Genomic DNA, 26,413 nt, shown 5'->3' with positions numbered 1-26,413 from the left:
GCCCCATGCAAGGCCCCCGCACCTCCTCGAACGCGAACGCGCCTGCGCGCGGGCGCAAGCGCTCGTGCAGCCTGCGCGGGCGATGGCTCTCCGCGTTCGCCGTACTGGCCATCACCACGCTGGTGCTGGCCGCCGTGGCGATGGTGGCGCTGTTCAACGCCAAGGCCGCGATCCAGGGCTTCGACGAGCGCATCCTGCCGTCGGTGGCGAAGTCTCTCGCGCTGTCGGAGCGCGTCACGCACCTGGCGGCGGCAGCGCCGTACGTGGCGGAAATGTCGATATCGGCGCGGCTCAACCAGGAAAAGGCCGATCTGCTGAAGCGACAGGAGGAGGTGCGCGTGCTCGCGGCGCAACTGCCGCCGGCGAGCGGCGCAGCCACCGGTGTGCCGAAGGTGCTGAGCGCCATGCAGGTGGTGCTGGACGATCTGATCGAGTTCAAGCGCCTGGACCTCGCGCTGCGGGAAGAAGGCCGCGGACGCATTCACGCGCTGAGCCAGATGGAGCACCGCATCGCCGATCTGCCCGAGCGTTCCAGGTTCGTTGCAGACCACACGCTGCATCTGCTGCGGGTTGCCTTGTACGCCCACAACACGCTCGACCTGGACGAGGCCGAGCGGGTCTATCTCGCCTACGCCGGCTCAGCCAACGCCTTGCGCATCGATGCGGCGATCCGCGCCCAGATCGCCGCGCAGGCCGACAGCATCTTCGCGCTGCGCAGGCAGCACCTCGCGCTGCGCGATCGCAAGACCCTGCTGCTGACCTCCACGCGCGTGCTCTCGGAAGAGCTCACGCGCTCGGTCGACCGCCATGTGGCGGCGCTCAGCGCCGAGGTGTCCTCGCGCGAACATTCGGTGGGCCTGATCGTGCGCTCGGGGCTGATCGCGGTCACGCTCGCGCTGCTGGTCGCGGCCGCCGCGCTGGTGCTCGGGTACTGGAGCCTGCGCGAATCACTGCGCGACCTCACGCGGGTCACCTCCGCCATCACCGAGCTGTCGCACGGCAACGCCAGCGCGCCGCCCGATGTCTCGCGACGCGACGACGAGGTCGGTGCGCTCGTCGGTGCCTTCAACGTGTTCCGCGACAACACGCTGTCGATGCGGCGGATGGGTGCGGACATTTCGGAGCAACGGCGCCTGCTGCGCACGGTGCTCGACAGCATCGACGACGGCCTGGGCGCGTTCGACGCCGAAGGCCGCTTGGTGGCCTGGAACCCGCGCTTCGCCGCGCTGCTGCGCCTGCCCGCGCAGGCGATCCATACCGGCGCGACGCTCGACACGCTGCGCGCGGCGTTGCCGGCGCTGGCCGACGGCCGCCCCGCCGTCGACCTGCTGGGGCCACCCGATGCGCAGCGGCGGCGCGACGACTACCTGCTCGACAACGGTCAGGTGCTGGCCGTGCGCAACCACCCCATGCCAGCCGGCGGCTTCGTCACGCTGTACAGCGACCAGAGCGAGAGCCGCGCGCTCGAACGGCAAGTGCGGCAGGCGCAGAAGATGGAAGTGCTGGGCCAGCTCACGGGCGGCGTCGCGCACGACTTCAACAACCTGCTGGCGGCGATCTTCAGCAACCTGCAGCTGCTGCAGTCGCGCGACGACCTGTCGCCCGACATGCGCCGGATCGTGGACCGGGCGTTCCGGGCCTCGGAGCGCGGCGCCGTGCTCACGACGCGCCTGCTGGCCTTTGCCCGCCGGCAGACGCTGCGCGCCGAAGTGATCGATGTCGACCAGATGCTGGCCGGACTGCAGGACCTCATCGAGTATTCGCTCGGCCAGGGCATCCGCGTCGAGCTCGACCTGCAGGCCGACGGGGCGTGCGTGCTGGCCGACGGCGGGCAGCTCGAGAACGCGATCCTCAACCTGGCGCTGAACGGGGGTGCGGCGATGCAGCGCGGGGGCGTGCTCACGCTGCACAGCGCGTGGCACGCGGCGGCGGCCGGCACGGTGGCGCATGGCGTGAATGGCGCGCAGGGCAGCCCCGGCCCGGTGGTCGAGATCCGCATCAGCGACACGGGCCACGGCATGCCGCCGCACGTGCTGGAGCACATCTTCGAACCCTTCTTCTCGACCAAGGAGAACGAAGGCAGCGGGCTGGGCCTGAGCATCGTCTACGGCTTCGTCAAGCAGTCGGGCGGCGACCTGCGTGTGCGCAGCACCGTCGGCCAGGGCACCGCGTTCACGCTGGTGCTGCCCGAGGCCGCACCGTCGGCTGCGCCGGCCTGCGCACCGCCACCGCCCGCGCTGTCGCTCGATGCGCTGCAGGTGCTGCTGGTGGACGACGACACCGACGTGCGCGACGCCACCTTCGAATTCCTCAAGGAGCACGGCGCACGCGTGCAGGCGGTGGCGTCGGCCACCGGCCCGTGATGTTCAGCACCATCGGAGAGTTGCTGTCCACCTTGAGCCGCGGCAGCCGCTTCGACCTGCTGCTGGCCGCACCCGATGCCATGGGCAGCGAGAGCCTGCTCACCGTGTGCTGGGTGCTGGGCATGCCCGCCCTGCCCATCACCGCGCAGGGCGAGCCCGACGTGGTCGCGCTGCCCTCCTATTTCGACGACATGCCCCTGCTGGGCAGCGGCACCAACTTCGACCTGCGCCGCATCTCGAACGAGGCGCTGGTGCAGCACATGCACACGCTCTACACGGAGCAGGACACGAGCGCCGCCACGCGCCAGGCCCCCTCCACGGACCGCTGGACCTGGGGCGAGTACCGCTTCGTCGACGGCAACAACACCGTGCTGCACCGCGACCGCGAGATCGCGCTCCAGCCGCGGCAGTTCTCCTTCGCACTCGAGCTGTTCCGCAACCTCGGCAACGTGCTGACGCGCTCCTGGCTCATGAGTTCGGTGTGGAAGCTCCCGCCCGAACGCCCCGTCACGCGCTCGCTCGACGCCTGCGCCACGAACGTGCGGCGCAAGCTGTCGCTGCAGCGCGAAAACGGGTACGTGCTGCGCGCGGTCTACGGACAGGGCTACCAGCTGGTGCCTGTCTCCTCGCCTGCGCCGTCGTATCGCATGTGAGATCCGGGGTGCGAACGCACCCTCGCGCATCAAGAGAAAAAAGCGACCGCTTCGAACGGTCGCTTTTCTTTTGGGGAGTGCAACTTCTTGCGGGTCCGAGGTCTGCGCAGAAGATCGCAAGACCGCCCAAGCTCAGGGCCGCGGCGTCCTGCCCTCGCGCTGCCGCATGCGCCACTCTCCGACGAAGTAGTCGGCGCGAAACTTTAATCGCTCGATCACGGCCTCGCGCGTCGGCTGCTGCGCAATGACCAGCACGCACCGCGGCTCGTTGCCCTCGCGAAGTTCCGCCTTGCCCGAACAGGCGCCTTCGGCGGATTGCTGCAGTTCGAACCAGCAACTCCACCCGTCAGGCAGATCGAGATCGATGCGTGTGGCGGCCATGGCGACCGGAGGATAAGTCGGCGCGGCGCATGCACTCACTACCCTGGCATTGACCCTGTTGGCCGTGGGTGGGATGACGCGGTCACGCGCGCAATGTCGGCGTCGACCGACATCGCTGCGCGCCGTCTGTCCTCAAAGCCGATCCGTCGCGCGATCTAGGCTGACGCTCACGAGACGAAGGCGCTGCGTCGTGCATGACGGCGCACGCGGCCCTCTCCTTCAAACACTCCCGACCCCGCACAACCACCCCAAGGACATCAGCCCGTTGACGACCGCCACCGCCCCCGTTCCCGCCGACCTTCCCGGCACCCACACGCCAGGCCCGACGCCGCACCGCTGGCAGTTCATCCGTGCGGGCGGCGTGGACCAGGTGGTGTTCCGCAGCGGCGAGGACATCGCACGCATCGCCGAACTCGACCAGAAACTGTGGGTCGCACTCGCTTGCCCCACGCGCGGCATCGACTTCGATGCGCGCACGCTCGACCTCATCGACACCGACGGCGACGGCCGCGTGCGACCGCCCGAGGTCATCGCCGCCTGCCAGTGGGCCTGCGAGCGGCTGCGCAGCGCCGACGTGCTGCTCGCGGGCGGCGGCACGCTGTCGCTGGATGACCTTGACGACACGCGCGCGCCGGGCGCCGACCTCGCGAAGGAAGGCCGGCGCATCCTCGACCTGCTCGGCAAGCAGGACACGCACACGCTGACCCTCGCCGACATCGCCGATCGCGGCGAATGGCTGGCAGCGATGCGCTTCAACGGCGACGGCGTGGTCACGCCGGCCACGGCCGGCACCGACGACGCGCTGCGCGCCACCATCGAGGAAGCGATGCGCACCCACGGCAGCACGCCCGACCGGCACGAACAGACGCCCGGCCTCGATCGCGCACGCGCCGAGGCCTTCATGGCCGAAGCGCAAGCGGTCCGCGACTAGCATGCGCAGGACGACGCAGAGGCGCTGCTCCCGCTGGGCGCACGCACGCTGGCTGCGGCCGAGGCCCTGCGCGCGGTCGCGGCCAAGGTCGACGACTTCTTCGCGCGCTGCCGCGTGGCCGCCTACGACGTGCAGGCGGTGGTGGCGCTCAACCCCTCGCCCGAAGCCTACGACGCACTCGCGGGGCACACCTTCGATGCGAGCGTGCAGCCGGTGGCGGAGTTGCCTCTGGCGCCGGTGACGCCCCATCGCGCGCTGCCACTGAGTGGCGCGAGCCTCAATCCCGCCTGGGCCGAGGCCATGGCCGCGTTCGCGCGCGACGCGGTGGCGCCGCTGCTCGGCGAACGCGACACGCTCGAAGAAGCCCAGTGGCAAGTGCTGCGCGAGCGGCTCGCGCCTTGCGACGCGTGGATCGCCGCGCGGCCTGACAACGCGCTCGCGGGCCTGCCGCGTGAACGCATCGACGCCCTGCTCGCGACACGCGATGCGTTGCTCTCGCTCATTGCCGAAGACGAGGCCACCGAGCACCACAACCGATTGCTGACCGACCTCGAGAAGCTGCTGCGGCTGCAGCGCGACCTGCGCGTGCTGCTGCACAACTTCGTGTCGTTCAAGGCGTTCTACCGGCGCGAAGGCGCGATCTTCCAGGCGGGCACGCTCTACCTCGACGGGCGCAGCTGCGAGCTCACGGTGCAGGTGCAGGACACCGCGCGCCACGCCGCGCTGGCCGGCCTGGCCAAGACCTGCCTCGCGTACTGCGACTGCACGCGCCAGGGAGAAAAGATGAGCATCGTCGCCGCCTTCACGGCCGGCGACGTCGACTTCCTTTTCGCCGGACGCAACGGCGTGTTCTACGACCGCCAGGGCCGCGACTGGGACGCCACCGTCACCAAGCTGATCGAGAACCCCACGAGCGTCGCGCAGGCCTTCTTCGCGCCCTACAAGAAGTTCGTGCGGTTGATCGAGGAACAGGTGGCCAAGCGCGCGGCCGCCAGCGAGGCCGGCTCGCAGAGCGCGTTGCAGACGCTGGCCGGACGCGTCGCCACCGCCGACCAACCGACCGACGCAGCGGCCTCGTCAACGAAGACGCCGGCCAAGCCAGGGCCGATCCTGCCCACCGCCAGCCGCATCGACGTCGGTACCGTGGCCGCCATCGGCGTGGCGCTGGGCAGCATCAGCGCGGTGCTGGTCGGCATCTTCGGCAAGTTCGTCGACCTGGGGCAATGGATTCCGGTGGCCCTCGTCGGCATCGTGATCGCGATCTCGGGACCGAGCATGCTGATCGCGTGGCTGAAGCTGCGCCAGCGCAGCCTGGGGCCGATCCTCGACGCGAGCGGATGGGCCATCAATGGCCGCATGAAGGTCAACGTGCGCCTGGGCGGCATGCTGTCGCAGACGGCGCGCGTGCCGCCGGGCGCCCAGCGCATCGCGCCCGATCCCTACCGTCAGCGGCACGGCCTCGCGGGCGCGCTGGCCGTCACCTGCGTGGTCGGCGCGGTGCTGCTGCTGGCGTGGCGCATGGACTGGCTCGACCCTCGGTTGCAGCATGATCGGGCAACTGCAACCACACCGGGCGCTTGACACACATGACCATCGACTGGCACCTCGAACGCTTCGTGGCGGCGCAAGAGCCCGTGTACGCCCAGGTCTGCGCGGAACTCGCGGCGGGACGCAAGCGCACGCACTGGATGTGGTTCGTGTTTCCTCAACTGAAGGCGCTGGGCCGCAGTGCGACCGCGCAGTTCTTCGGCCTCGACGGTACCGCCGAGGCGACGGCGTACTGGCAGCACGCTGTGCTCGGTGAGCGACTGCGCCACTGCGCGGAGCTGGTGCGCGCCCTGCCCGGCACCGATGCGCATCAGGTCTTCGGCTCGCCGGACGATCTCAAGCTGCGCTCCTGCATGACGCTGTTCGAAATCGTGGCGCCTGAAGCCCCCGTGTTCGGCGATGTGCTGGTGCAGTACTTCAACGGCGCGCGGGACGACGCGACGATCGCACTCGTCCGAGCTGCGTAGTCAGAACCGGCCCTGGCCGTCGCCCGTGCGGTCATGCGCCCAGCGAATGGCTTGCTGCTCGGCGTGGCGCAGCGCCTCGGCTTCGCTGCCGTACGCGACGTTGTCCGTGTCGGACGGCAGGCGCTGCTCCGCGCCTTCGACGTCGCCGCCCCCATAGGCGCGGCAGAAGACCACCGGCCTGAAGGTCTGATCGTCCACCTGCTGCGCGGCGCACGAAAACCACCAACCGAGGTAGCTGAAGGTGAGAAGGCGCTCGCCGACGCCGTCCGCAACTTCCGTCGCGGACGGCGCAGGGGGCATGGCTGGCGCGTGGCGGTCACCGGTCATGGAGGAAGGCATCCCGAGGGTGCAGGCCGGTCAGCCCTTGGCGCTGCGGAATTGATCGCGCAGGCCCTTGATCTGGTCGTGGTTGGCCTGCGCGCCGTCGGCCTGGCGCTGCACCAGCATGCGCACCTCGGCCGGCAGGTCGGCCTTGAGGGCCTTGCGGTAGCGCGCGAGTGCCGCGTCTTCGCCGCGCTCGCATTCCTCGAGCATCGACAGCGCGCTGTTCGCGCCGACCGCGCCCTTCACATGCACCCAGCCGCGATGCACCGCACCGCTGACCGTGCCGCCGTCGTCGGGTTTGCCGCCGAGTTGGCGGATGAGTGCTACGAGTTCGGAGGCCGCGCTGGCGCATTGCGAAGCGCGGCTTTCGAGCACCGGCTTCAGTTGCGCCGAGTCGACTTCCTTCGCGCAGGCGCGAAAGCCGTACTCGCCGTCGCGCGTGTTCTCCAGAAGGTCGTTCAGAACGTCGATCACCTGATCGTTGGACACCGCGTCCGCGGTGATTGCCTGGGTATCGTTGGCCATTGGGGGGTTGCTCCTTGAAGGCCGGTCGCCGAAGCGAGGGCCGGGTTGAGAAAGAAAGACTGCAATGAGCCTTCATGGTCGACACGGTGCGGGAAGCGCCCTGTCGTCTCGACCCGACGACGCGTGTAAGCCGTGTCCGAGGCCACGGCCGCGCGCCGCTATGCGCCGACAGCCTCAGGGGAATTGCGATGCCATGCGAGGCGGGCCTCCGCTGACGCGCTCGCGCGCACCACCGCGGCAGCATCGCCCCGACTGGAGGACACGCGCATGGAGCGACTCTTTGATTCCTTCGCCAACGCCGTCGCACGCTGGACGGGCAGCCCGGCGGCCTTCCTGGTCTGCGTGGTCGTCGTCGTGGCCTGGGCAGTCGCGGGGCCGTTCTTCGGCTTTTCGGAAACGTGGCAGCTGGTGATCAACACGGGCACCACCATCGTCACCTTCCTCATGGTGTTCCTGATCCAGAACACGCAGAACCGCGACAGCGTCGCCCTGCAGACCAAGCTCGACGAACTGATCCGCACCTCCGACGCGGAGGACGACTTCATCGGCATCGAGCGGCTCACGGACAAGGAGCTGATCGCGCTGCACGCGCGCTGCGAGGCGGCGGCCAAGCAGAGTCAGGCCACGCTGGCGAAGACGCGGGCCGAACGCAGGCGCCGCGGGCATGACGACATCAACGGGGATCGGGCCGGGTAGCGGGAGTGAGATTCCCCAAACACGGCGCCAGAATGCAAAAAGCCCAACCTCGGAAGGTCGGGCTTTTTGACTGAATTTGGTGGCCTGGGGCGGAATCGAACCACCGACACGCGGATTTTCAATCCGCTGCTCTACCAACTGAGCTACCGGGCCATTGTGTGCAGCCTTAAATTATACAGCGCTTCTGCGGCCTCGGGAAAGATCCACGCCCAATTGTTTGAGTTTTCTATAAAGATGGGTGCGCTCGAGGCCGGTTTTCTCGGCCACGCGGGTCATCGAACCGTTCTCCATCGCCAGGTGGAACTCGAAGTAGGCCTTCTCGAAACCGTCGCGCGCATCGCGCAGCGGGCGGTCGAGGTCGAAGCTCTGGGTCGACTGCGGACCCGCGTCGGCCACCGGCACGGCCGCGAGCGACGCCATCAGCAGGCTGTCGCCCGTGGTCGTGATGGCGGCCGCCTGGTGGGCGCCCGTGGGCGGCGGCACCACGCCGGCGGCGGTGCGGCGGGCGCTCTCGCGCGCCAGCCCCTGCTCCACCGCCTTGAGCAGCTTTTGCAGCGTGATGGGTTTTTCGAGGAACGCGAAGGCGCCGATGCGCGTGGCATCGACCGCGGTGTCAATGGTGGCGTGCCCGCTCATCATGATGACCGGCATGCTCAGCAGGCCCGCGGTGGACCACTCCTTGAGCAAGGTGACGCCGTCGGTGTCCGGCATCCAGATGTCGAGCAGCACGAGATCGGGCCGGGCGCGTTGTCGGGCCGCGCGGGCTTCGGCGGCGTTTTCCGCGAGCTCCACGTTGTGGCCTTCGTCATTGAGAATTTCGAAGAGCAGGTCCCTGATGCCCAGCTCGTCATCGACCACGAGAATGTTTGCCATGAGTGCTGCTTGTTGTATGCGCTGGTGTGTATTGATCCGCTCCCGATCCAGCCCCTATGCGCTGGATTCGCCGGTACTCAGGCGGACGAAGATTTCGAATCTTCGGTGTGAGCGACCGCTGCCCGCGGTTCGCCTGCCAGCGCGAATGATAGCGAGACTTGCGCCCCCGCCACAGCCCCGTCGACGACACGGTTGGAAAGCTCGATGCGCGCGCCGTGTTCGTCAGCGATCTTCTTGACGACGGCCAGGCCCAAACCGGTACCTTTTGTTTTCGTCGTGACGTAGGGCTCGAAGGCGCGCTTGAGAATGTTTTCGGCAAAGCCGGGCCCGCTGTCCTGCACAGTGAGGCGCACGCGCTGGCCCGAATCGCCCAGCCGGGTGCGGATGACGACCTCGCCCACCCGGCCCGTGCCACTGGCGGCGGCCTCGGCGGCGTCCTGCGCGTTCTGCAACAGGTTGTGCACGACCTGGCGGATCTGCTGTTCGTCGCCGCGCACGGGCGGACAGCGCTCGTCGAGCTCCGAACGCAGCGTGATCGGCAGGTTCTCGGCGTGATACAGCTGCAGCACGTCGGCCAGCAGCGCATTGAGGTCGACCGGCTTGAGGTCGGCCGCGGGCAGCCGGGCGTAGTCGCGGAATTCGTTCACCAGCCGCTTCATCGCATCGACCTGGTCGACGATGGTCTTGACCGACTTCACCAGGATGGCCTGCTCGGGCGGCTCGACCTTGCCCGAGAGCTTCATCTCGAGCCGCTCGGCCGACAGCTGGATCGGCGTGAGCGGGTTCTTGATCTCGTGCGCGAGGCGGCGTGCCACCTCGCCCCAGGCCTGTGCGCGCTGGGCCGAGACGATTTCGGAGATGTCGTCGAACACCAGCAGCCGCGCATCGCCCGGCAGCTCGGCGCCGCGCGCGACGATGTTGATGGCGTCGTCCTGCTGCGGCAGGTCGTTGCCCGTGGCGTGCAGCTCGAAGGCGTGCTGCCAGTGGTCCAGGCCGTGCTGCATGCGCTCGACCAGGAACTCGTCGAACTGCTGCTGCACCTTGGCGCCGAAATCGGCCAGCCCCGGCACATCGACCAGCGCCTTGCCTTCATAGGCGGCGAGCGGCGCGCGCAGCACGCGGGTGGCGCCCGGGTTGGTGGACAGCACGGTGCCCTTGGCGTCGAGCACGATCACGCCCGAGGTCAGGTTGTCCAGGATGGTCTGCAGGTTGCCGCGGGCGGCGTCGAGCTGGTCCATGGTCTTCTCGACCGCGCCGCGGGCGTCGGCCAGCTGCTGGGTCATGACGGCGAACGAGCGCGTGAGGCCACCCAGCTCGTCCTTGCCCTGCAGCACGGCGGTGGGCCGCAGGTCGCCGGCGGCCACCTGGCGCACGCCGTCGGCCAGCACGAGCAGCGGCCGTGCGAGCTGGTTGCCGAACAGCACGGCCAGCAGCACCGCGCCGAACACGGCGAGGAACAGGCTCAGCGTGAGCGTGCCGATGTACATGCGCCGCAGCCCCTCGCGCGCCAGCGCGCGCTCCTGGTACTCGCGGTTGGCTTCCTGCACGGCCAGGGCGTTGGCGACCACGGCCGGCGGCAGCGGCCGCGTGACCTGCAGGTAGCGCGGCGCGGTGTCGAAATCGAAGCCCGGGCGCTGCACCATGGCCAGTGCGCGCACGCTGGCGCTCGACGGCGTGGCGCTGGGCAAGGCGGTTTCCTCCAGGCCCTCAACATGCGCGACGGCGCGGTCGGGCCGCACCTGGCGGAACTGCTGCGCCGTCGGCCGCTCGGGGTTGAGCTGGAAGCGCGACGCGCCCGCGCTGGCCACGAGCTGGCCCGAACCGGTCCAGAGGATCACGTCGCTGGCTTCGAGCTGGTCGCGGATGCGCTCCAGCAGCAGCCCCGCGCTCGCGTCGGGCACCTGCGACAGCTGGGCGCTGGCAGTGCGGGTCTTGGCGGCGAGGTCGTCGGACAGCGAATCGAGCGTGGCCCGGCCCAGGTTCAGGCCGGCATCGAGCGCGCCCTCGACCTTGACGTCGAACCAGCTCTCGATCGAGCGCGCGACGAACTGGTAGGACACCACGTAGACCAGCGCCCCGGGCACCACCCCCACGAGCGCGAAGATGGCCGCGAGCTTGATCAGCAGCCGGCTGCCGAACTTGCCCTGGCGCAGCCGCCGCAGCAACCGGAACGCGACCCAGCCGATCACCAGCACCAGCAGCACGGCCACCACCACGTTGATGCCGAACAGGCGCACGTAGTAGCGCTCGTACAGCGCGCGGTTGTTGGTGGCCTGGGCCAGCAGGAACATCAGCACCAGGCCGATGGCGGTGACCATCGCGGCGCCGACGCCCACGGCCCAGCGCAACGCGCGCGAGCGGCGGGCGGCAGGCGTGGCCGCGGCGCCGCTGCGCGGCTTGCTGCTCACCGCTGCTTCTCCAGCGGCAGCCGGGCGGTGCGCTCGGCGGCGATGTTCCACTCGGCCTGCCCGACCATGCCGATCTGGAAAGGACGCGGCAGCTGCGAGGTGTCGAGCCGGAAACGGAAGGTGACCTGGTGCAGCGGCTCGTCGCCGATCTCGGCGGCGTCGCCCAGCCGCAGCCGGCCGATGCGCTTGATGGCCTCGAGCGCGTCGCCGAGGCTGTCGAAGTTCTGGTTCAGCGAGATGCCGAAGCCGGCGGCGCCGGTGATCGGCACCGGCGACACATTCAGCCGCCAGCGGCGCGTGAGGGGCTGGTAGGCCAGCCGCATGTGGCGCGCCACCTGGGCGACCTTGCGGTCGGTCCAGTACCAGCGCTCCTGGAAGACCTCGGCCTCGGCCACGAAATAGATGGCGATGCCCTTGTCGAGCACGTCTTCCACCAGCGTGGGCAGCTCGAACTGCACGGCCGCGCTCAGGTAGACGCCGTCGTCGGCCTGCTCCAGGCGCATCTGGGTGATGGTGGCGCCGCCGGGCCTGCCCTGGGCGGTGGCGGCGGCCGGGAACAGGGCCATCCACAGGGCCCAGGCCAGCCACAGGCCGGCCAGCAGGATCGACCGGCGGCCGTCAGTGCGGCGCGGGTTTTTCAAGCAGGGCGTAGAAGAAGCCGTCGTGGTCACCAGAGGGATTGTCCGGGACGCCACGGGCATTCGCCCCACTTTGAGGCAGCAAGTGTCCCGGGGACGGCAGCAAACGGGCGTCGGTGTTGCGTACAAGAAACGCATCAATTTGTTGCGAGCCTTCTTCGCGGAACACGGAACAGGTGCAGTAAAGCAGCCGGCCGCCGGGCCGCACGAGCGGCCAGAGCGCCGCCAGCAGCGTCGCCTGCTGGGTCGCCAGCTGGGCGGTGTCGCTCTCGCGGCGCAGCCAGCGCACATCGGGATGGCGCCGCACGATGCCCGAGGCGGTGCACGGCGCGTCCAGCAGGATGGCGTCGAACAGCGCGCCATCCCACCAGTCGGCGGGGCGGCCGGCATCGGCCACCACCACCTTGGCCTTCAGGCCGAGGCGGGCGAGCGTCTCGTCGATGCGGCGGCTGCGCACGGCATCGACCTCCAGCGCGGTCACCTCGACGGCGTCGGCGCCGGCCCGTTCGATCAGGTGCGCGGTCTTGCCGCCGGGGGCGGCGCAGGCGTCCAACACGCGCAGCGGCGCGGCACCGGGCTTGGCCGGCAGCAGGCCGTCGAGCAGCAAGGGGGCCGCGAGCTGCGCGGCGGCGTCCTGCACCGAGCAGGCGCCGTCCGTGAAACCGGGGAGCTGCTGCACGGGGCGGGCCCGTGTCAGCTGCAGGCCGTCGGCGCCGACGCGCGTGGCGCCGAGGCCCACGGCCTCCAACTCCAGCAGGTAGGCGGCCGGCGTCGATTGCAGCGCGTTGACGCGCAAGGTCATCGGCGCCTGGGCGTTGTCGGCCGACAGCACACGCTGCCAGTCGCGCGGATGGTCGCGCTTCAGGCGCTCGATCCACCAGCGCGGGTGGTTCCACTGCGCGACCGGTTCGGTGTCGGTGGCGGCCACGAGCTCGTCGCGCTCGCGCAGGAAGCGGCGCAGGCAGGCGTTGATGAAGCTGGCCTGCGCCCGCGTCGCCGGGTTGCGCTTGGCAGCTTCCACGGCCTGATCGACCAGCGTGAAGGGTTCGTAGGGGGCATGGTCGCTGTGCCAGGCCAGCGCGAGCGCGGTGCACAGCAAGGCGTCGGGCAGCGGCGGCGGCGTGCGCTTGGCCAGGTGGCGGCGCAGCGCCTCGGCGCGACCGAGCCAGCGCAGCACCTGGAAGCCGAGCGCCTGCACGCCGGGGCGCAGCGCGGGCTCGACGGCCTCGAACGCAACGGTGCCCGAGGTGCCGGCGCGAATCGACGCCAGCGCCCCTGCGGTCAGTTGCAGTTGGCGCCAGAGCGGCGGTTGTTGCGGCGCCGAGGAGGCGCTGCCCGAAGAGGGGTCGGAGGAAAGATCTGCTGGCAAGTTGGAGCCGATGGTAACGGGCGAGAAAGACAGCACGCCGCGCGGTGGGAATGGAAACGAAGGCGTTACCCGCCTGTCGTCGGGTCGAGGCAGGTCAGAGCAAGGGCGCCGCAGGCCGCAGTCGCACGATCCAGGCCACCAGCAGCGCCGGGAACTGGGCGATGCCCGCGTTGTACTGCGCCACGGCCTGGTTGAACTGGCCGCGTGCGATTTCCGCCGCCGCCGACGGCTCGGGCCAGGCGATGGGCGCGGCCGGATCGGACGCGCCGCCCAGGCCGGGCATCAGCGGCGCGGGCCGCGACAGCGTGCCGTCCGCGTCGAACACCGTGACCGCGCCCGGATACTGGCGCCGCCATGCCGCAATGAGCACCTGCAGCGCGGTGGCCAGCGCCGCCATGCTGCCCGGGTCGAGCGGGCGCACCCGCGTCGCACCGAGCAGGGTCGCGAGCTGCGTCGTGGCGGCCTGCAGCGGGGCCACGGTGGGCGCGCCTTCGGGCGGCGACTCGGGCCGGGGCGCGGCGGTGATGCTGGCCTGGACGAAATCGAGCTGCTTGCGCAGCGCCACGTCGAGCACGGCGTAGGCCTGGAGCACGGCCGCGCGCAGCCGCACCAGCCGGTTGTAGGCGCCCACGAACCAGAACAGCAGCAGCGCGGCAACGAGCCAGCCGGCCAGCGAATCGGGCAGGACGCTCATCGGAAACAGAACCTCTTGGTCATCGGTCGGAACCCTGCGAACACAAAGAAAAACGCCCCCCGACCGGAGCGGTCGGAGGGCGTGGGCAGCCGGTCATGCCGGTGATGCTAACCAGTTATTCGGTCGCGGCGCCTTCGTTGGCGTCGACCGTGCTGGTCGCTGCATCGCTGTCGCCGGAGCCGGCCAGTTCGGCGGCTTCCGACTCGGCGATGGCGCGGCGCTCGGCCTCGTCCATGGCGTCCTTGACCTTGCGGGCCTGGTGGTACGCCATGCCGGTGCCTGCGGGAATCAGGCGGCCGACGATGACGTTTTCCTTCAGACCGCGCAGCTCGTCGCGCTTGCCCATGATCGCGGCTTCGGTCAGCACGCGCGTCGTTTCCTGGAACGAAGCAGCCGAGATGAACGAGTCCGTCGACAGCGACGCCTTCGTGATACCCAGCAGCAGGTTGGTGAACGTCGCGGGGATCTTGCCTTCGGCGCGCAGGGCGTCGTTGGTGTTGAGCATTTCGCTGCGTTCGACCTGTTCGCCGGAGATGTAGCTCGTGTCGCCGATGTTGTCGACCACGACGCGACGCAGCATCTGGCGAACGATCACCTCGATGTGCTTGTCGTTGATCTTCACACCCTGCAAACGGTACACGTCCTGCACTTCGTCCACGATGTAGCGCGCGAGTTCTTCCGAACCCAGCAGGCGCAGGATGTCCTGCGGGTCCGCCGGACCGTCGACCACGCTTTCGCCCTTGTTCACCACCTGGCCTTCGTGCACCAGGATGTTCTTTTCCTTCGGCACGAGGTCTTCGTAGACGCCGCCTTCGGGATCGGTGATCTGCAGGCGGATCTTGCCCTTGGTCTCTTTACCGAACGACACGGTACCGGTCATTTCGGCCAGCATGCCCTTGTCCTTCGGCGAACGGGCTTCGAACAGCTCGGCCACGCGCGGCAGACCGCCGGTGATGTCTCGGGTCTTCTGACCTTCGACCGGGATGCGTGCCAGCACTTCGCCGGGGCCCACGTCCTGACCGTCGCGGATCTGCACCAGGGCGCCGATCGGGAAGCCGATCGTCACCGAGTGGTCGGTGCCGGGGATCTTCACTTCGAGGCCTTGGGCGTCGATCAGCTTGACCTGCGGACGCACGACCTTGGCAGCGCCGCGGCGCTTCGGGTCGATCACGACCAGGGTCGACAGACCGGTCACTTCGTCCACCTGCTTGGCGACCGTCAGGCCTTCCTCGACGTTCTCGAACTGCGCCTTGCCGGCGAACTCGGTAATGATCGGGCGGGTCAGCGGGTCCCAGTTGGCGAGCACGTGGCCGGCCTTGATCTGCTGGTCGGCCTTGACCGTCAGCGTGGCGCCGTACGGCACCTTGTGACGCTCGCGCTCACGGCCGTGCTCGTCATGGATGACGATCTCGCCCGAACGCGAAATCACGACCAGCTCGCCCTTGCTGTTGGTCACGTAGCGCATCGTGGCGTTGAAGCCGATCGAGCCGTTCGACTTGGCTTCCACGCTCGAGGCGATGGCAGCGCGCGAAGCGGCACCACCGATGTGGAAGGTACGCATCGTCAGCTGCGTGCCGGGTTCGCCGATGGACTGGGCAGCGATCACACCGACGGCTTCGCCGATGTTGATCAGGCCGCCGCGGCCCAGGTCGCGGCCGTAGCAGGTCGCGCAGATGCCGAAACGCGTTTCGCAGGTCAGCGCGGTGCGGACCTTGACTTCGTCGACGCCCTGGGCTTCCAGTGCTTCGATGTTGTCTTCGTCGAACATCTCGCCGGCCTTGAGCAGCACCGAACGGTTTTCCGGGTGCAGCACGTCATCCGCGGCCGAGCGGCCCAGGATTCGGTCGCGCAGCGACTCGATCACTTCACCGCCTTCGACGATGGCGCGCATCAGGTAGCCGCCGTGCGTGCCGCAATCCTGCTCGGTAACCACCAAGTCTTGCGTCACGTCGACCAGACGACGGGTCAGGTAACCCGAGTTCGCCGTCTTCAGCGCCGTGTCGGCCAGACCCTTACGGGCACCGTGGGTGGAGATGAAGTACTCCAACACGTTCAGGCCTTCGCGGAAGTTCGCGGTAATGGGCGTCTCGATGATCGAGCCGTCCGGCTTGGCCATCAGGCCCCGCATACCGGCCACCTGGCGAATCTGCGCTGCGGAACCGCGGGCGCCGGAATCGGCCATCATGTAGATGGAGTTGAACGACTCCTGCTCGACTTCCTTGCCGTGGCGGTCGATGACCTTCTGCTTGGACAGCTTGGCCATCATGACCTTCGACACTTCGTCGCCGGCCTTGCCCCAGATGTCCACCACCTTGTTGTAGCGTTCGCCGGAGGTCACGAGACCGGAGACGTACTGCTGTTCGATCTCCTTCACTTCCTTGGCCGAGCGCTCGATGATGCCGTGCTTCTCAGCGGGCACCAGCATGTCGTCGATCGCGATCGAGATGCCGGCCTTGGTCGCCAGGCGGAAGCCGTTTTGCAGCAGCTTGTCGGCAAACACGACGGTCTCTTTCAGGCCGCACTTGCGGAACGAGACGTTGATGAGCTTGGAGATTTCCTTCTTCTTCAGCGCCTTGTTGATGTTCGAGAACGGCAGGCCCTTGGGCAGGATCTCGGACAGCAGGGCACGGCCCACGGTGGTGTCCACGAGCGAGGTCGACGGCGTGAACACGCCGGTTTCCTTGTCCTTGGTGTACTCCGTGATACGCACCGCGACCTTGGCGGTGAGCTCGACTTCGTTGGCGTCCAGCGCGCGCTGCACTTCACCGATGTCGGAGAAGATCAGGCCCTCGCCCTTGCCGTTGATGCGGTCGCGGGTCGTGTAGTACAGACCCAGCACCACGTCCTGCGAAGGAACGATCGACGGTTCGCCCGAAGCCGGGAACAGCACGTTGTTGGAGGCCAGCATCAGCGTGCGGGCTTCCATCTGCGCTTCCACCGACAGCGGCACGTGGACAGCCATCTGGTCGCCGTCGAAGTCGGCGTTGAAGGCCGCGCAAACGAGCGGGTGCAGCTGGATGGCCTTGCCTTCGATCAGGATCGGCTCGAACGCCTGGATGCCCAAACGGTGCAGCGTAGGCGCACGGTTCAGCATGACCGGGTGTTCCTTGATCACTTCTTCCAGGATGTCCCAGACCACCGGCGTGCCCGACTCGACTTCCTTCTTGGCAGCCTTGATCGTCGTCGCGATGCCCATGGCTTCGAGGCGCGAGAAGATGAAGGGCTTGAACAGCTCGAGCGCCATCAGCTTGGGCAGGCCGCACTGGTGCAGCTTGAGCGTCGGGCCCACCACGATGACCGAACGGCCCGAGTAGTCCACGCGCTTGCCCAGCAAGTTCTGGCGGAAACGACCGCTCTTGCCCTTGATCATGTCGGCCAGCGACTTCAGCGCGCGCTTGTTGGCGCCCGTCATGGCCTTGCCACGGCGGCCGTTGTCCAGCAGCGAGTCGACCGCTTCCTGCAGCATCCGCTTTTCGTTGCGCGCGATGATTTCCGGAGCCTTCAGCTCCAGCAGGCGGCGCAGACGCGAGTTGCGGTTGATGACGCGGCGGTACAGGTCGTTCAGGTCGGAGGTCGCGAAGCGGCCGCCGTCCAGCGGCACCAGCGGACGCAGGTCCGGCGGCAGCACGGGCAGCACTTCGAGCACCATCCACTGGGGCTTGATGCCCGACTTGCGGAAGGCCTCGAGCACCTTCAGGCGCTTGGAGTTCTTCTTGACCTTGACTTCGGAGCCGGTCAGGTCGCCGCGCAGGCGTTCGATCTCGCTGTCGAGTTCGATGCCTTCGAGCAGGTCCTTGATGCCTTCGGCGCCCATCTTGGCGATGAACTCGTCACCGTATTCCTTGCGCTTGGCGTCGTAGTCGTCCTCGGACATGATGCCGAACTTCTTCAGCGGGGTCATGCCGGGGTCGGTGATCACGTACGCTTCGAAGTACAGCACGCGTTCGATGTCGCGCAGCGTCATGTCGAGCACGAGGCCCAGACGCGACGGCAGCGACTTCAGGAACCAGATGTGGGCGCAGGGCGCGGCCAGGTCGATGTGACCCATGCGCTCGCGACGCACCTTGGTCTGCGTGACTTCAACGCCGCACTTCTCGCAGATCACGCCGCGGTGCTTCAGGCGCTTGTACTTGCCGCACAGGCACTCGTAGTCCTTGATGGGGCCGAAGATCTTGGCGCAGAACAGACCGTCGCGCTCGGGCTTGAACGTGCGGTAATTGATCGTCTCAGGCTTCTTCACCTCGCCGAAAGACCACGAACGGATCTTCTCGGGCGAAGCCATGCCGATCTTGATGGCATCGAAATGCTCATCGGGCGTGAATTGCTTGAACAGGTCGAGTAGCGATTTCATAAGACTCTTTCCCTTTTCAACTTAGGAACGCTCGAGCTCGATGTCGAGACCCAGCGAACGAATTTCCTTGACCAGCACGTTGAACGATTCCGGCATGCCGGCTTCGATCGAGTGCTCGCCCTTGACGATGCTTTCGTACACCTTGGTACGGCCTTGCACGTCGTCGGACTTCACGGTCAGCATTTCCTGCAGGACGTAGGCGGCGCCGTAAGCTTCCAGCGCCCACACTTCCATTTCACCGAAACGCTGGCCGCCGAACTGCGCCTTGCCGCCCAGCGGTTGCTGCGTGACGAGCGAGTACGGGCCGGTCGAACGGGCGTGCATCTTGTCGTCCACCAAGTGGTGCAGCTTCAAGAAGTGCATGTAGCCGACGGTGACGGGACGCTCGAACTGGTCGCCGGTGCGGCCGTCGTACAGGTAAGCCTGCGTGCGCGTTTCGGTCAGGCCCTTGAGCTTGGCGATGTCGTCCGGGTAGGCGAGCTTGAGCATGCCGCGGATTTCTTCTTCCGAGGCGCCGTCGAACACCGGCGTCGCGAAGGTCGCGCCGCTTTGCAGGTTGGCCGCCATGGCGAGCAGCTCGGTGTCGCTCAGCTGGTCGAGCTCTTCCTTGCGGCCCGAGCCGTTGTACAGCTGTTCCATGAACTTGCGCAGCTCGGCCACCTTGGCCTCTTGCTGCAGCAGGTCACCGATGCGCTGGCCGATGCCCTTGCCGGCCCAGCCCAGATGCACTTCGAGCACCTGGCCCACGTTCATCCGCGAGGGCACGCCCAGCGGGTTCAGGCAGATGTCGCACGGCGTACCGTCGGCCATGTGGGGCATGTCCTCGACCGGAACGATCTTGGACACCACACCCTTGTTGCCGTGACGGCCGGCCATCTTGTCGCCGGGTTGCAGGCGGCGCTTGACGGCCAGGTAGACCTTGACCATCTTGAGCACGCCCGCGGGCAGCTCGTCGCCCTGCGTGAGCTTCTTGCGCTTTTCTTCGAACGCGAGGTCGAAGCTGTGGCGCGTCTGCTCCAGCGAGTTCTTGATCGACTCGAGCTGCGACGCCACGTCGTCTTCCGCCGGGCGGATGTCGAACCAGTGGAACTTCTCGACCGACGACAGGTAGGCCTTGTCGAGCTTGGTGCCCTTGGCCAGCTTGTTCGGGCCGCCGTTGGCGACCTTGCCGGTCAAGAGCTTCTCGATACGGTCGAACGCGTCGGCTTCGACGATGCGCAGCTGGTCGTTCAGGTCGAGGCGGAAGCGCTTGAGTTCATCGTCGATGATCTGCTGGGCGCGCTTGTCGCGCTGGATGCCTTCGCGGGTGAACACCTGCACGTCGATCACGGTGCCTTGCGAGCCCTGGTCCACGCGCAGCGAGGTGTCCTTCACGTCGGAAGCCTTCTCGCCGAAGATGGCGCGAAGCAGCTTCTCTTCCGGCGTCAGCGTGGTCTCGCCCTTCGGCGTGACCTTGCCCACCAGCGTGTCGCCCGGCTGCACTTCGGCGCCGACATAGATGATGCCGGATTCGTCGAGGCGGTTGAGCTGCTGCTCGGCCAGGTTCGGGATGTCGCGCGTGATTTCTTCGGCGCCCAGCTTCGTGTCGCGGGCCATCACCACCAGTTCCTCGATGTGGATCGAGGTGTAGCGGTCTTCGGCGACGACGCGTTCCGAGATCAGGATCGAGTCTTCGAAGTTGTAGCCGTTCCAGGGCATGAACGCGATCAGCATGTTCTGGCCCAGGGCCAGTTCGCCGAGGTCGGTCGATGCGCCGTCGGCCACCACGTCGCCCTTGGCGATCTTGTCGCCGCGCTTGACGATGGGGCGCTGGTGGATGTTGGTGTTCTGGTTCGAACGCTGATACTTGATCAGGTTGTAGATGTCCACACCGACTTCACCGGCAGCCGCTTCGGCGTCGTTCACGCGCACCACGACACGGGTCGCATCGACGTAGTCGACGATACCGCCGCGGGTGGCCGTGACCACGGTGCCCGAGTCGACCGCGGAGACGCGCTCGATGCCGGTACCGACCATCGGCTTTTCGGGGCGCAGCACAGGCACGGCCTGACGCTGCATGTTGGCGCCCATCAACGCGCGGTTCGCGTCGTCGTGCTCCAGGAACGGCACGAGCGAGGCAGCCACCGACACGATCTGCGCGGGCGACACGTCCATGTACTGGATGCGTTCGGCACCGACCAGGATCGATTCGCCGGCTTCACGCGCCGAGACCAGGTCACCGGTCAGCTTGCCGTCCTTGTCCAGGACCGCGTTGGCCTGGGCGATGACGTACTTGCCTTCTTCGATGGCCGACAGGTAGTCGATGTCCATCGTGACCTTGCTGTCGACCACGCGGCGGTACGGCGTCTCGATGAAGCCGTATTCGTTCAGGCGGGCGTACAGGGCCAGCGAGTTGATCAGACCGATGTTCGGGCCTTCAGGCGTTTCGATCGGGCACACGCGGCCGTAGTGGGTCACGTGCACGTCGCGCACTTCGAAACCTGCACGTTCACGCGTCAGACCGCCCGGGCCAAGGGCCGACACGCGGCGCTTGTGGGTGATTTCGGACAGCGGGTTCGTCTGGTCCATGAACTGCGACAGCTGCGACGCACCGAAGAATTCCTTCAGCGCGGCCGAGATCGGCTTGCTGTTGATCAGGTCGTGCGGCATCAGCGGCTCTTGCTCGGCCTGACCCAGACGTTCCTTCACGGCCTTCTCGATACGTGCCAGGCCGGTGCGGTACTGGTTTTCGGCCAGTTCGCCCACGCAACGCACGCGGCGGTTGCCCAGGTGGTCGATGTCGTCGACTTCGCCGTTGCCGTTGCGCAGGTCCACGAGGATCTTGACGACAGCCAGGATGTCTTCGTTGGTCAGCACCATCGGGCCGGTCGATTCGTCGCGGCCGACCTTGGCATTGAACTTCATGCGGCCCACGCGCGACAGGTCGTACGTGTCCGGGTTGTAGAACAGGCGCTGGAACAGGGCCTGCACCGCGTCTTCCGTCGGCGGCTCGCCGGGGCGCATCATGCGGTAGATGGCCACGCGGGCTGCGAACTCGTCGACGGTTTCGTCGATGCGCAGCGTCTGCGAGATGTACGCGCCCTGGTCCAGTTCGTTCGTGTAGATGACCTGGATGTCCTGCACGCCGGCCGTGCGCAGCTTCTTGAGCAGCGCTTCGGTCAGTTCGTCGTTGGCCTTGGCCAGGATTTCGCCGGAGTCGGCGTCGACGATGTTGCGAGCGATCACGCGGCCGACCAGGAAGTCTTCCGGCACGCTGATGTGCGTGGTGCCGCCCTGCTCGAGCTCACGCGTGTGACGCGCCGTGACACGCTTGTCCTTGGCGACCACGACCTTGCCCGACTTGTCGGTGATGTCGAAGCGCGCGACTTCGCCGCGCAGGCGCTCGGAGACGAACTCCATCTGCGCGCCGCTGTCCATCAGGCGGAAGTTGTCGTTCACGAAGAAGTTCGCGAGGATCGATTCCGGGTTCAGGCCGATGGCCTTCAGCAGGATCGTGACCGGCATCTTGCGGCGACGGTCCACGCGGAAGTACAGCATGTCCTTCGGGTCGAACTCGAAGTCGAGCCACGAGCCGCGGTAAGGAATCACGCGGGCCGAGAACAGCAGCTTGCCCGAGCTGTGCGTCTTGCCCTTGTCGTGTTCGAAGAACACGCCGGGCGAACGGTGCAGCTGCGAGACGATCACGCGCTCGGTGCCGTTGATGATGAACGAACCCTTGTCGGTCATGAGCGGCACTTCGCCCATGTAGACCTCTTGTTCCTTCACTTCCTTGACCACCTTCGACTGCGAGGTCGACGACTCGCGGTCATAGATGATGAGCTGCACCTTGGCGCGCACGGCCGAGGCGAAGGTCAGACCACGGGTCTGGCACTCACGCACGTCGAACGCCGGCTTCGCCAGGTTGTACTCGAGGAACTTCATCTCGACAAAACCGTTGTGCGAGACGATCGGGAAGGCAGCGTCGAACGCGGCCTGCAGGCCTTCGACGGTGCGGTGCTTGGGGGCGATGCCGGCTTGCAGGAACGCGGTGTACGCGTCTTTCTGCATCTGGAGCAGGTAGGGGATTTCGACGACGCTGTCGCGGTTACCGAAACTTTTTCGGATGCGCTTGCGTTCGGTGTAACTGTACGCGGACGATTGGGCCATGAGAGCTCCGGTGCTTGAGATCTTCAGCGACTTGTCAGCAGTGCCGGGCGAACGGCACCACTGCTTGGCGGCTGGCCACTACCAGCCGTTGGCGGACGGCGATGCATTGCACATCGCCCGAACCAAGGGGTCTTCTGCAGTCGGGTTCAGAAGACACTCAAAAACGTCTTGGCTTTTGCTTTTTCATCGACCTTTCGGTCTCTGAGAAAACCGGCGCCAAGCCGGCTTTTGGGTGCGCTCTGAAAGCGGCAAAGGCTGGAGGGCCTTTTCAGGCACCTCCAGCCCTCTAGGGGGTCTGAATTACTTCAGTTCCACCTTGGCGCCGGCATCTTCCAGCTTCTTCTTTGCGGCTTCAGCGTCAGCCTTCGACAGGCCTTCCTTGACAGCCTTGGGAGCGGCTTCCACCAGGTCCTTGGCTTCCTTGAGGCCCAGGCCGGTGATTTCGCGCACGGCCTTGATCGCCGACACCTTGTTCGCGCCAGCATCCATCAGCATGACGTTGAATTCGGTTTGCTCTTCAGCGACTGCAGCAGCAGCGCCACCGCCGGCAGCGGGTGCCGACATGGCTGCGGCGCTCACGCCAAACTTCTCTTCGATGGCCTTCACCAGGTCGTTGAGTTCCAGGACCGTCATTGCGTCGAGCGCGGTCAGAAATGCGTCTTTATCGAATGCCATTTTTGTTTCCTAACAATTGGGTTGAATATTCAAAAACGAGGGCGCGCTCAGGCGGCCTGCGCTTCTTCTGCCGGTGCATCGGCGACGGGTGCAGCTTCGCCACCACCACGCTTCTCGGCCAGCGCCGCGAGCACGCGGGCGGTACGAGAAATCGGGGATTGCATCAAGCCCAGCAGTTGCGCCAGCAGCACTTCCTTGGAAGGGATGTTGGCCAGTTGCTTCACGCCTTCGACGTCCAGGGCCTTGCCACCGAATGCGCCACCGCGAATCACCAACTTGTCGTTGGTCTTCGCGAAATTGGCCACCACCTTTGCGGCAGCCACAGCGTCTTCGGAGAAGCCATAGATCAGCGGACCGGTCATCTGGTCGCCGACGATCTCAAACGGGCTGCCAGCGACAGCACGGCGAGCCAGCGTGTTCTTCAGAACACTCAGGGTCACACCGTTGCTGCGCGCTTCGCTGCGCAGTTTGGTCATATCGGCCACCGTGATGCCACGGTATTCCGCCATCACGAGCGTTTGAGCTTTTGCGGCGAGGCTGGTCACATCACTGATGACCGCTTCTTTCTCACTGCGATTCAGACTCAAGGTCTACTCCTTTTAATGCGACCTTCGGCCGGGGCCTCGGATCGCGCTTCATGCAGCGACCAACTGTTTCGGAACAAAAATCAAATTCCTTGCAGTGGGGTCGCCATCTGCGCTGGATACCGGAAAGATCGATCCGGCCATTAAGTGCAGCGCCCTGCACACCAGCGGTCTTGGATGGCTCGCGGCAACCGAAGCTGCCGCGACCCACCACATCTGCCCTCTCCTTGCGGGATCGGGCAAATCTCTTTAGCTCGCCGAGATGGTTTGCGTGTCCACGCGGACACCCAGACCCATGGTCGACGACACAGCCACCTTGCGCAGGTACACGCCCTTGCTGGTCGCCGGCTTGGCCTTGACCAGAGCGTCGATCAGCGCAGCGAGGTTGCCTTGCAGCTTGTCGTTGTCGAACGAGCGACGGCCGATCGTGCCGTGGATGATGCCGGCCTTGTCGACGCGGAATTGGACCTGGCCAGCCTTGGCGTTCTTGACAGCGGTGGCGACGTCAGGCGTCACGGTGCCAACCTTGGGGTTGGGCATCAGGCCACGCGGGCCGAGGATCTGACCGAGCGTACCGACGACGCGCATGGCATCGGGGGCAGCGATCACGACGTCGAAAGGCATGTCGCCAGCCTTGACCATCGCAGCCAGGTCGTCCATGCCGACGATGTCGGCGCCGGCGGCCTTGGCTTCTTCAGCCTTGGCGCCTTGGGCGAACACGGCGACGCGCTTGGTCTTGCCGGTGCCATTCGGCAGCACGACAGCACCGCGAACCACCTGGTCCGACTTCTTCGCGTCGATGCCCAGTTGCACGGCCACGTCGATCGATTCGTCGAACTTGGCGGTGGCGGCATCCTTGACGATGACGATGGCGTCAGCCAGGGGGTACAGCTTGTTGCTGTCGACCTTGCCTTGCAGCGACTTTTGCTTCTTGGTGATCTTGGACATTTACACGCCCTCCACATTCACGCCCATCGAGCGGGCCGAGCCGGCGATGGTGCGAACTGCTGCGTCGAGGTCGGCGGCAGTCAGGTCCTTCATCTTGGCCTTGGCGATTTCTTCGAGCTGAGCGCGCGTGATCTTGCCGACCTTGTCGGTGTGCGGACGGGCCGAGCCCTTGTCCAGCTTGATGGCCTTCTTGATCAAGGTGATCGCCGGGGGCGTCTTGATGATGAAGGTGAAGCTCTTGTCAGCGAACGCGGTGATGACCACCGGCAGCGGCAGACCCGGCTCGACGCCTTGGGTTTGCGCGTTGAACGCCTTGCAGAACTCCATGATGTTCAGACCGCGCTGACCCAGTGCGGGACCGATCGGCGGGGACGGGTTGGCCTTACCAGCTGGCACTTGCAGCTTGATGAAGCCGACGATTTTTTTCGCCATGCTTTGCTCCTTGCGGGTGATATCGCCTTGGCTCTCGCCGCGGCTCCCCGGGGTTAAACGACTCTTCGATCAAGACCGCGCGCCGAGTCGGACAACGCGCAGCCGGAAACTGGCAGGCCCACCCGAAGGCAGGCCATGGGATCAGGTCTTCTCGACCTGACCGAATTCGAGCTCCACGGGGGTGGCGCGGCCGAAAATCATGACCGACACGCTGACCTTGCTCTTCTCGTAGTTGACGTCTTCCACCGTGCCATTGAAGTCGGTGAACGGGCCTTCCTTGACGCGCACGAACTCACCCACGGTGAACTCGACCTTGTGGCGCGGCTTCTCGGTGCCCTGCTGCATCTGATTGACGATGTCCTCGACCTCTTTCTGCGAGATCGGGGCCGGACGGTTCTTGGCGCCGCCCACGAAACCCGTCACCTTGTTGGTGTGCTTCACCAGGTGCCAGCTCTCGTCGTCCATGATCATTTCGACCAGCACGTAGCCCGGGAAGAAGCGGCGCTCGGTGGTGCGCTTCTGGCCGTTCTTGATCTCGACCACTTCTTCGGTCGGAACCAGGATGCGGCCGAACTTGTCCTGCATGCCGGCGCGGGTGATGCGCTCGGTGATGTTGCGCTCGACAGCCTTTTCCATGCCCGAGTAGGCATGCACCACGTACCAACGCAGATCAGGGTTGGCAGCGGGGGTCAGGAGAGGGTTCTGCTCCTCTTCCGGCGTGCTCTGGGTGGTTTCAACTGCGTCGTCGGTCATTATTTTCTCCAGCCCAGAATGAGGTCAAAGAACACCCATTCGAGCGTCTTGTCGGTGAGCCAGAGGAAGACGGACATGATCGCCACGAAGGCGAACACATAGGCCGTCATCTGCATCGATTCCTTGCGGGTCGGCCACACGACCTTCTTGACCTCGCGCCACGAGTCACGACCGAAAGCCCACAGCTGACGGCCATTCTCGGAGCTGCCGAAGGCGCCCACAGCCGCGGCCAGGCCGACCAGCAGCGCGGCCCATTGCACCAGCGAGCCTTGGCGCGACAGCAGGTAGAACGCCACGATGGCGCCCACTGCCAGCACCACCGCCGCAGCCAGCTTGGCTTTGTCGGCACCCGTGCTCACGGTTTCGATTTGAGAAGTGGCCATGTCGGCTGATTTCCTGTGGCCTCGCGGCCTTCAATTCAATGCGTCTCTTGAGACGCCGAAGCCCATCGGATCGCGATGGGCTTGTCGGGGTGCCACCTAGGTGGCAGGGGCAGTAGGAATCGAACCTACAACCTTCGGTTTTGGAGACCGACGCTCTGCCAATTGAGCTATACCCCTCCGGTACTCTTTACGCTCGGCTTAGATGTCGAGGATCTTGGCCACGACGCCCGAACCCACGGTACGGCCGCCTTCACGGATGGCGAAGCGCAGG

The 26,413-nt window shown here is 66.6% G+C and carries 23 protein-coding genes and 2 tRNA genes; 6 read left to right on the top strand and 19 right to left on the bottom strand.

Annotated features, from left to right (window positions below; all coding sequences use genetic code 11):
- Together AC07YS_RS30185 and AC07YS_RS30180 are read left to right on the top strand one after the other, a co-directional pair.
- Nucleotides 1–2,363, top strand: a 2,363-nt coding sequence (locus AC07YS_RS30185) for an ATP-binding protein (RefSeq protein WP_495273935.1), incomplete at its 5' end; no start/stop codon positions are given.
- Nucleotides 2,363–3,016 carry a winged helix-turn-helix domain-containing protein gene (locus tag AC07YS_RS30180; RefSeq protein ID WP_492733702.1) on the top strand — a complete coding sequence of 218 codons (654 nt, stop codon included), beginning with the start codon at nucleotides 2,363–2,365 and terminating at the stop codon, nucleotides 3,014–3,016. The genes AC07YS_RS30185 and AC07YS_RS30180, both read left to right, overlap by 1 nt.
- Nucleotides 3,017–3,148: 132 nt before the next feature.
- On the opposite strand, the gene AC07YS_RS30175 is transcribed toward AC07YS_RS30180, so the two are convergent.
- Nucleotides 3,149–3,397, bottom strand: coding sequence for a hypothetical protein (locus AC07YS_RS30175; RefSeq protein ID WP_495269782.1), 249 nt, complete (start codon nucleotides 3,395–3,397; stop codon nucleotides 3,149–3,151).
- A gap of 265 nt (nucleotides 3,398–3,662) precedes the next feature.
- On the opposite strand from AC07YS_RS30175, the gene AC07YS_RS30170 reads away from it, so the two are divergent.
- The 3 genes from AC07YS_RS30170 (at nucleotide 3,663) to AC07YS_RS30160 (ending at nucleotide 6,343) form a co-directional block, all read left to right on the top strand.
- Nucleotides 3,663–4,328: a hypothetical protein gene (locus AC07YS_RS30170; protein ID WP_495269783.1), complete on the top strand. Its 666-nt coding sequence runs from the start codon at nucleotides 3,663–3,665 to the stop codon at nucleotides 4,326–4,328.
- Between the two features lie 114 nt (nucleotides 4,329–4,442).
- A complete protein-coding gene (locus AC07YS_RS30165) occupies nucleotides 4,443–5,909 on the top strand; it encodes a hypothetical protein (protein WP_495269784.1) in 1,467 nt (488 codons plus the stop codon).
- Between the two features lie 5 nt (nucleotides 5,910–5,914).
- Complete coding sequence (locus tag AC07YS_RS30160) at nucleotides 5,915–6,343, top strand: DUF1810 domain-containing protein (protein ID WP_493195794.1); 429 nt, start codon at nucleotides 5,915–5,917, stop codon at nucleotides 6,341–6,343.
- Here the strand turns inward: AC07YS_RS30160 and AC07YS_RS30155 are convergent, their stop codons facing one another.
- Complete coding sequence (locus AC07YS_RS30155; RefSeq protein WP_495269785.1) at nucleotides 6,344–6,670, bottom strand: hypothetical protein; 327 nt, start codon at nucleotides 6,668–6,670, stop codon at nucleotides 6,344–6,346.
- 30 nt (nucleotides 6,671–6,700) lie between these two features.
- The gene (locus AC07YS_RS30150; protein ID WP_495269786.1) at nucleotides 6,701–7,192 is read right to left on the bottom strand and encodes a ferritin-like domain-containing protein; all 492 of its coding nucleotides are present in this window, start codon (nucleotides 7,190–7,192) and stop codon (nucleotides 6,701–6,703) included.
- A 267-nt stretch (nucleotides 7,193–7,459) separates the two neighbouring features.
- Here AC07YS_RS30150 and AC07YS_RS30145 point away from each other — a divergent pair, with 267 nt between their 5' ends.
- A complete protein-coding gene (locus AC07YS_RS30145; protein ID WP_369631094.1) occupies nucleotides 7,460–7,888 on the top strand; it encodes a low affinity iron permease family protein in 429 nt (142 codons plus the stop codon).
- 77 nt (nucleotides 7,889–7,965) lie between these two features.
- On the opposite strand, the gene AC07YS_RS30140 is transcribed toward AC07YS_RS30145, so the two are convergent.
- The 16 genes from AC07YS_RS30140 to AC07YS_RS30065 all read right to left on the bottom strand — a co-directional run.
- A tRNA-Phe gene (locus tag AC07YS_RS30140) sits at nucleotides 7,966–8,041 on the bottom strand.
- Between the two features lie 18 nt (nucleotides 8,042–8,059).
- The gene (locus AC07YS_RS30135) at nucleotides 8,060–8,761 is read right to left on the bottom strand and encodes a response regulator (RefSeq protein ID WP_062480363.1); all 702 of its coding nucleotides are present in this window, start codon (nucleotides 8,759–8,761) and stop codon (nucleotides 8,060–8,062) included.
- A gap of 77 nt (nucleotides 8,762–8,838) precedes the next feature.
- A complete protein-coding gene (locus tag AC07YS_RS30130; protein ID WP_062480362.1) occupies nucleotides 8,839–11,169 on the bottom strand; it encodes a sensor histidine kinase in 2,331 nt (776 codons plus the stop codon).
- The gene (locus tag AC07YS_RS30125; RefSeq protein WP_175497139.1) at nucleotides 11,166–11,735 is read right to left on the bottom strand and encodes a DUF4390 domain-containing protein; all 570 of its coding nucleotides are present in this window, start codon (nucleotides 11,733–11,735) and stop codon (nucleotides 11,166–11,168) included. Before AC07YS_RS30125 ends, AC07YS_RS30130 begins: the two co-directional genes overlap by 4 nt.
- A gap of 52 nt (nucleotides 11,736–11,787) precedes the next feature.
- A complete protein-coding gene (gene rsmB / locus AC07YS_RS30120; protein ID WP_495269787.1) occupies nucleotides 11,788–13,176 on the bottom strand; it encodes a 16S rRNA (cytosine(967)-C(5))-methyltransferase RsmB in 1,389 nt (462 codons plus the stop codon).
- A 94-nt stretch (nucleotides 13,177–13,270) separates the two neighbouring features.
- Complete coding sequence (locus AC07YS_RS30115) at nucleotides 13,271–13,870, bottom strand: LemA family protein (RefSeq protein ID WP_095743427.1); 600 nt, start codon at nucleotides 13,868–13,870, stop codon at nucleotides 13,271–13,273.
- Between the two features lie 115 nt (nucleotides 13,871–13,985).
- Nucleotides 13,986–18,221: a DNA-directed RNA polymerase subunit beta' gene (gene rpoC, locus AC07YS_RS30110; RefSeq protein ID WP_062479330.1), complete on the bottom strand. Its 4,236-nt coding sequence runs from the start codon at nucleotides 18,219–18,221 to the stop codon at nucleotides 13,986–13,988.
- 21 nt (nucleotides 18,222–18,242) lie between these two features.
- Nucleotides 18,243–22,367, bottom strand: a complete 4,125-nt coding sequence (gene rpoB / locus AC07YS_RS30105) for a DNA-directed RNA polymerase subunit beta (RefSeq protein WP_095743426.1) — start codon at nucleotides 22,365–22,367, stop codon at nucleotides 18,243–18,245.
- Between the two features lie 300 nt (nucleotides 22,368–22,667).
- Nucleotides 22,668–23,042 carry a 50S ribosomal protein L7/L12 gene (rplL, locus tag AC07YS_RS30100; RefSeq protein ID WP_070063901.1) on the bottom strand — a complete coding sequence of 125 codons (375 nt, stop codon included), beginning with the start codon at nucleotides 23,040–23,042 and terminating at the stop codon, nucleotides 22,668–22,670.
- A gap of 47 nt (nucleotides 23,043–23,089) precedes the next feature.
- The gene (gene rplJ, locus AC07YS_RS30095; protein ID WP_056584633.1) at nucleotides 23,090–23,629 is read right to left on the bottom strand and encodes a 50S ribosomal protein L10; all 540 of its coding nucleotides are present in this window, start codon (nucleotides 23,627–23,629) and stop codon (nucleotides 23,090–23,092) included.
- Nucleotides 23,630–23,875: 246 nt separating this feature from the next.
- Nucleotides 23,876–24,574, bottom strand: a complete 699-nt coding sequence (gene rplA / locus AC07YS_RS30090) for a 50S ribosomal protein L1 (protein WP_062479319.1) — start codon at nucleotides 24,572–24,574, stop codon at nucleotides 23,876–23,878.
- Nucleotides 24,575–25,006 carry a 50S ribosomal protein L11 gene (rplK, locus tag AC07YS_RS30085; RefSeq protein ID WP_056584627.1) on the bottom strand — a complete coding sequence of 144 codons (432 nt, stop codon included), beginning with the start codon at nucleotides 25,004–25,006 and terminating at the stop codon, nucleotides 24,575–24,577.
- A 141-nt stretch (nucleotides 25,007–25,147) separates the two neighbouring features.
- On the bottom strand, nucleotides 25,148–25,759 hold the full coding sequence (gene nusG / locus AC07YS_RS30080; protein ID WP_062479316.1) for a transcription termination/antitermination protein NusG: 612 nt from the start codon (nucleotides 25,757–25,759) through the stop codon (nucleotides 25,148–25,150).
- The gene (gene secE, locus AC07YS_RS30075; RefSeq protein WP_062479313.1) at nucleotides 25,759–26,142 is read right to left on the bottom strand and encodes a preprotein translocase subunit SecE; all 384 of its coding nucleotides are present in this window, start codon (nucleotides 26,140–26,142) and stop codon (nucleotides 25,759–25,761) included. The genes nusG and secE overlap by 1 nt, the downstream gene beginning before the upstream one ends.
- Before the next feature lie 101 nt (nucleotides 26,143–26,243).
- Nucleotides 26,244–26,319: transfer RNA gene (locus AC07YS_RS30070), tRNA-Trp, on the bottom strand.
- Between the two features lie 21 nt (nucleotides 26,320–26,340).
- Nucleotides 26,341–26,413: EF-Tu C-terminal domain-related protein (locus tag AC07YS_RS30065; protein ID WP_487861899.1), on the bottom strand; the 73-nt coding region annotated here is incomplete at its 5' end.

The sequence above is a fragment of the Variovorax sp. GW458-11-26-14-LB1 genome, from assembly GCF_059423965.1.
Note: the sequence above shows the minus strand (reverse complement) of the source record. Positions and strands in the feature narration are given on the sequence as shown.